We start from the raw sequence: 4715 nt of genomic DNA, 5'->3' as shown, positions 1-4715 counted from the left end.
TGGCGGTCGGCCTGATCGCGGCCCACCGGGCCGAGGCGCTGCGCGACCGGGCGGAGGGCACCACATGGGCCGGGATCGGACTGGCCGCCTGCCTGGTCGCGCTGGTGGCATTGGCGGGGCTGGCCCTGGGGCTGGATGACCCGCGCCGTCACGCGCGCGACGCGTTGCGCGCGGTGATCCTGGGCTTTGCGGTGTTCCACGGCGTCGTCACGGCGATGCTGGCCCTGCGCAGCCTGGCCGATGCCCGCGGGGGCCGCACCAGCTGGGCCCGCCGCGGCGCTGCCCCGATCTGGCAGCTGTTCCAGTCCTTCTGGCTGGGCACCTCGGCCGTGTCGCTGACCTTGGTCGCCGCGCAGGAGGTGCTGTCATGAGCTGGCTGTGGCGCGCCCTGGCCGGGCCGATCCTGTGGGCAGCGATGTTCCTGCTGGTCTATGCGCTGCACGGCGCGGGCTGCAACCTGGGCTGGACCGACCGCCCCGCCCCCATCGCCGACTGGCACCACATGGCGATGTGGCTGGCATGGGGGGCGGGGTTGATCCTGCACCTGGTGCTGATCCGGGTCATGCCCGCGGGCCGGGGACGCCCGCGGCAGTTGATCACCATGGGGGCCTGGATCGGATTCGTCTCGACCCTGGTGACACTGTTCCCGGTGATCGCGACCTCGACCTGCGCCTAGGGGCGCGGGCCGGTGATCAGGTACTTGGCCCCCGTGGCCTTGCGGACATAGGCACGGGCCGCATCCGGCGACAGCGCCTCACGCAGGGTCAGGCGTTCGGAATAATGGCTGGCAAAGGTCGTGGTCATTTCCGCCGCGACCCGTTCGCGCATCCTCTGGGTGATCGCCTTGTCGGTGCGGCGCAGCATGTGGAACAGCAGCCAGCCGCCGATGCGCCAGCTGAACCCGAATCCGCGGCGCAGCACCGTCGGCCCCGTGTCCAGCGCGCCATAGACATAGACCTGCTTCATCACGTCCGACCCGTACCGGTCATAGCTGTCCATCTTGCGCGCGGCCGCGGCCTCCATCGCGTTCAGGATGATGCTTGTCATCTCTCCGCCGCCGATGGCATCGAAGGCCAGCGTCGCGCCGGTGGCCTCGATCGCCTGTTCCAGATCGGCGCGAAAGCTGTCGCTGCTGCTGTCGACGACATGGACCGCGCCCAGATCGCGCAGCAGCCGGACCTGGTCCTGGCTGCGCACGATGTTGACCAGGCCGATCCCGTCATCCTTGCAGATGCGCACCAGCATCTGGCCCAGGTTCGACGCGGCAGGCGCATGGACGATGGCGCTGTGCCCCTCGGCCCGCATCGTCTCGACAAAGCCGAGCGCGGTCAGCGGGTTCACGAACAGCGACGCGCCCTGTTCCGCGGTCGCGCCGTCGGGCAGCACGATGCAGGCCTCCAGCCCGATCAGGCGCAGGTCCGCATACATCGCCCCCCCGATCATCGCCACGCGCTTGCCCACCAGATGGGACAGGTCGGGGCCGGCGGCGATGACGGTGCCCGCGCCTTCGTTGCCCACGGGCAGCGACTGGCCGATGCGGGCCTTCATCGCGGGCATCGCGGCGGGGGGAACCGTGGCGGTCAGGACCGGGGCGTCGGGGGTGCCCCCTGCGGTCAGGCTGTCCATGTCGGCGGGCCCGAACAGCAGCCCCAGGTCCGACGGGTTGATCGGCGCCGCCTCGATCCGCACCAGCAGCTGGCCGGGAGCGGGGTCGGGATGGGTGACGGGCTCCAGATGCACCCGCAGCGTTCCGTCGGGCGTGATCGTCGATCTCAGTTCCTGGCCGTGATGGGTCATGATGTCCTCGGCTGATGGGTTGGACCCCACGCTATGCCCGGCGCCCCGCGGGGGCAAGCGGGGCCCTCAGCCGCGCCGCCCCTCCAGCACCGCCTTGAGGACCAGCGCGACCAGCGCCAGCAGGGTCAGGGTCGAGGCCGCCGCAAAGGCGCCCACCGCGTTCAGGTCGTTGAACAGCAGCTCGATATGCAGGGGCAGCGTGTTGGTCTGGCCGCGGATGTTGCCAGACACCACGGACACGCCCCCGAATTCGCCGACCGCGCGCGCCGTGCACAGGACCGCACCGTACAGCAGCGCCCACTTGATGTTGGGCAGGGTCACGCGGCGGAACACCTGCCAGCCCGACGCGCCAAGCGTCACCGCGGCCTGTTCCTGATCGGTTCCCTGCGCCTGCATCAGGGGCAGCACCTCGCGCGCGACAAAGGGTGCGGTCACGAACAGCGTCACCAGCACGATGCCCGGCAGCGCGAACATGACCTGCAGGTCGACCTCGCGCAGCCACGGCCCCAGCAGCCCCTGGCGGCCATAGAGCAGCAGATAGCAGATCCCCGCGATGATCGGAGAGATCGAGAACGGGATCTCGATCATGGTGACCAGGATGCCGCGCCCCCGGAAGCGGTGCTTGGCCACCGCCCATGCGGCGGCGATGCCGAAGGCGATGTTGATCGGCACCACGATCAGCGCGACCAGGCTGGTCAGCCAGATGGCGTGCAGCGTATCGGGATGCAGGATGGTGTCGGCATAGACCCGCCAGCCTTCGGAAAAGGCGCGGGCAAAGATGAAGACCAGCGGCGCCACCACGATCAGCAGCGTCAGCACCACGGCCGTTGCCACCAGCAGGCGGCCCGACCGGGCGGGACGACGCGGCGTCATCGGGTGGCCTCGCGGTGGCGGGCGGCCCAGGATTGCAGGATGTTCGACACGACCAGCAGCACCAGCGCAAAGCCCAGCAGGACCAGCGCGATGGCCGCCGCGCCGTTATAGTCGAACTCCTCCAGCCGGATGAAGGCCAGGAGCGCCGCGATCTCGGTCTCTCCGGGCAGGTTGCCGGCGATGAAGACGATCGCGCCGAACTCGCCCAGGGACCGGGCAAACGCGGTCGCGCAGCCGGCCAGCCAAGCGGGCAGAATCGCCGGAAAGACCACGCGGATGAAGGACTGCCACGGCGTGGCGCCCAGGGTCTCGGCCGCCTGTTCCAGCGCGGGGTCCAGATCCTCCAGCACGGGCTGGACCGTGCGCACCACGAAGGGGATCGAAGTGAAGGCCATGGCCAGCGCGATGCCCAGCACCGTATAGACCACCGGCACGCCCAGGGGGTGCAGCACCTGCCCGAACCAGCCGTTGGCGGAAAACAGCGCCGTCAGCGACAGCCCCGCCACCGCGGTGGGCAGCGCAAAGGGAACGTCCATCAGCGCGTCCAGGATGCGCTTGCCCGGAAAGTCGTGGCGCACCAGCACCCAGGCCATCAGCAGGCCATAGACCGCGTTGAAGGCCGTGGCGATCGCCGCCGCCGTCAGCGTGACCCGGAACGCGGCCAGCGCACGGTCGCTGCTGACGATGGCCCAGAACCCCGCGGGCCCGATCTGCGCACCCTTCAGGATCAGCGCCGCGATGGGGATCAGCACGATCAGCACCAGGTACAGCAGCGTCGTGCCCAGGCTGAGCGTGAAGCCGGGCAGGACGCGCTTGGCGCGGATCGGGGCCGTGGCCGTGGTCATCGGTTCACGAAGACCTGGTCTAGGATCGCGCCGTCGGCCAGGTGCTCCTCGCGCACGCGGTCCCATCCGCCAAAGACGTCGTCCACGGTGACCAGTTCCACCGGGGCCTGGGTGTCGGCGACTTCCGCGGCGACGGTCTCATCAGTGACGCGATAGAAGTTCTGGGCCAGGATGCGCTGCGCCTCAGGGGTGTAGAGCCAGTCCAGATAGGCGGTGGCCAGCTCGGTCGTGCCGTTGTCCTCGGCATTCTCGGCCACCACGGCCACCGGGAAGGCCGCAAACAGGCTGATCGATGGCGTCACGCGTTCGAATCCCTGCGCCTCGTACTGCTTGGCGATCTGGCCGGTCTCGGCTTCGAAGGTCACCAGCACGTCGCCGATGCCGCGTTCGGCGAAGGTCTGGGTGGCCGCGCGCCCGCCCGTGTCAAAGACCGGCACGTTGTCAAAGACGGCGCGCACGAACTCCTGCGCCGCCGCCTGATCGCCGCCGTTCTGCGCCAGCGCATAGGCATAGGCCGCCAGGTAGGTATAGCGCGCATTGCCGCTGGTCTTGGGGTTGGGGAACACGGGCGCCACGTCGTCGCGGGCCAGGTCGTCCCAATCCTCGATCCCCTTGGGGTTGCCCTCGCGCACCAGGAAGGCGGGCAGCGAGTAATAGGGCGACGCCCCGTTCGGTAGCGCGTCGCGCCAGTCCTCGGGCAGCAGGCCGCCGTCGGCCAGCACGTCCACGTCGGTCTCTTGGTTGAAGGTCACGACATCGGCCGGCAGCCCCTCCAGGATGGCGCGGGCCTGGCGCGACGATCCGCCATGCGACATGTCGATGGTCAGGCTGCGCCCGGTATCGGCCTGCCACTTCTTGGCAAAGACAGGGTTCAGCGCCTCGAACAGCTCGCGCGCGATGTCATAGCTGACGTTCAGCAGCTTGTCCTGCGCAAGGGCGGGGCCGGACAGGGTCAGGGCCAGGGCGGTGGCGATCAGGGGCAGTCTCATCAGGCGGTTTCCTTCTGCATTGGGGCATCGGCAAAGATCGTTGCGGCCTGGACGGCCAGCGTGACGGGCGCGCCGCGGCTCAGCGTCGGGGCGCCGCGGCGGGGCATCTGGATTTCGGCCTCGGCGCCGCCCGGATGGGCGACGGTCAGGCGAAGCTCGGCACCGGTGCTGGCCAAGGTCTGGACGCGCCACGGCCCGTCGGCGTCCGGCG

Annotated in this window: 6 protein-coding genes and 1 pseudogene; 2 read left to right on the top strand and 5 right to left on the bottom strand. The window is 69.8% G+C overall.

The genetic code is table 11. The features are described from left to right. Together FHD68_RS19210 and FHD68_RS17720 are read left to right on the top strand one after the other, a co-directional pair. Positions 1-371, top strand: a pseudogene (locus FHD68_RS19210) (hypothetical protein); the annotation flags it as partial. Further along, positions 368-676: a hypothetical protein gene (locus FHD68_RS17720; protein ID WP_045999728.1), complete on the top strand. Its 309-nt coding sequence runs from the start codon at positions 368-370 to the stop codon at positions 674-676. The pseudogene FHD68_RS19210 and the gene FHD68_RS17720, both read left to right, overlap by 4 nt. On the opposite strand, the gene FHD68_RS17715 is transcribed toward FHD68_RS17720, so the two are convergent. The 5 genes from FHD68_RS17715 to FHD68_RS19205 form a co-directional block, all read right to left on the bottom strand. Then, a complete protein-coding gene (locus FHD68_RS17715) occupies positions 673-1797 on the bottom strand; it encodes a zinc-binding dehydrogenase (protein WP_127899540.1) in 1125 nt (374 codons plus the stop codon). The genes FHD68_RS17720 and FHD68_RS17715 overlap by 4 nt on opposite strands. Positions 1798-1863: 66 nt before the next feature. Continuing rightward, a complete protein-coding gene (gene cysW / locus FHD68_RS17710; RefSeq protein ID WP_127899541.1) occupies positions 1864-2670 on the bottom strand; it encodes a sulfate ABC transporter permease subunit CysW in 807 nt (268 codons plus the stop codon). Beyond that, entirely contained in the window at positions 2667-3515 is an 849-nt protein-coding gene (gene cysT / locus FHD68_RS17705; RefSeq protein ID WP_127899542.1) for a sulfate ABC transporter permease subunit CysT, read from the bottom strand. The genes cysW and cysT overlap by 4 nt, the downstream gene beginning before the upstream one ends. After that, entirely contained in the window at positions 3512-4504 is a 993-nt protein-coding gene (locus FHD68_RS17700; RefSeq protein ID WP_127899543.1) for a sulfate ABC transporter substrate-binding protein, read from the bottom strand. Before FHD68_RS17700 ends, cysT begins: the two co-directional genes overlap by 4 nt. After that, positions 4504-4715, bottom strand: a 212-nt coding sequence (locus FHD68_RS19205; RefSeq protein ID WP_244297953.1) for a TOBE domain-containing protein, incomplete at its 5' end; no start/stop codon positions are given. The genes FHD68_RS17700 and FHD68_RS19205, both read right to left, overlap by 1 nt.

This window comes from Paracoccus marcusii, assembly GCF_006151785.1.
In the GTDB taxonomy this organism is placed as follows: Bacteria; Pseudomonadota; Alphaproteobacteria; order Rhodobacterales; family Rhodobacteraceae; genus Paracoccus; species Paracoccus marcusii.
Note: the sequence above shows the minus strand (reverse complement) of the source record. Positions and strands in the feature narration are given on the sequence as shown.

Bases quoted from the DNA above. Each gene is read 5' to 3' on its own strand.
- FHD68_RS17720 (WP_045999728.1), top strand. From the start codon at position 368: ATGAGCTGGCTGTGGCGCGCCCTGGCCGGGCCGATCCTGTGGGCAGCG.
- FHD68_RS17715 (WP_127899540.1), bottom strand. From the start codon at position 1,797: ATGACCCATCACGGCCAGGAACTGAGATCGACGATCACGCCCGACGGA.
- cysW (WP_127899541.1), bottom strand. From the start codon at position 2,670: ATGACGCCGCGTCGTCCCGCCCGGTCGGGCCGCCTGCTGGTGGCAACG.
- cysT (WP_127899542.1), bottom strand. From the start codon at position 3,515: ATGACCACGGCCACGGCCCCGATCCGCGCCAAGCGCGTCCTGCCCGGC.
- FHD68_RS17700 (WP_127899543.1), bottom strand. From the start codon at position 4,504: ATGAGACTGCCCCTGATCGCCACCGCCCTGGCCCTGACCCTGTCCGGC.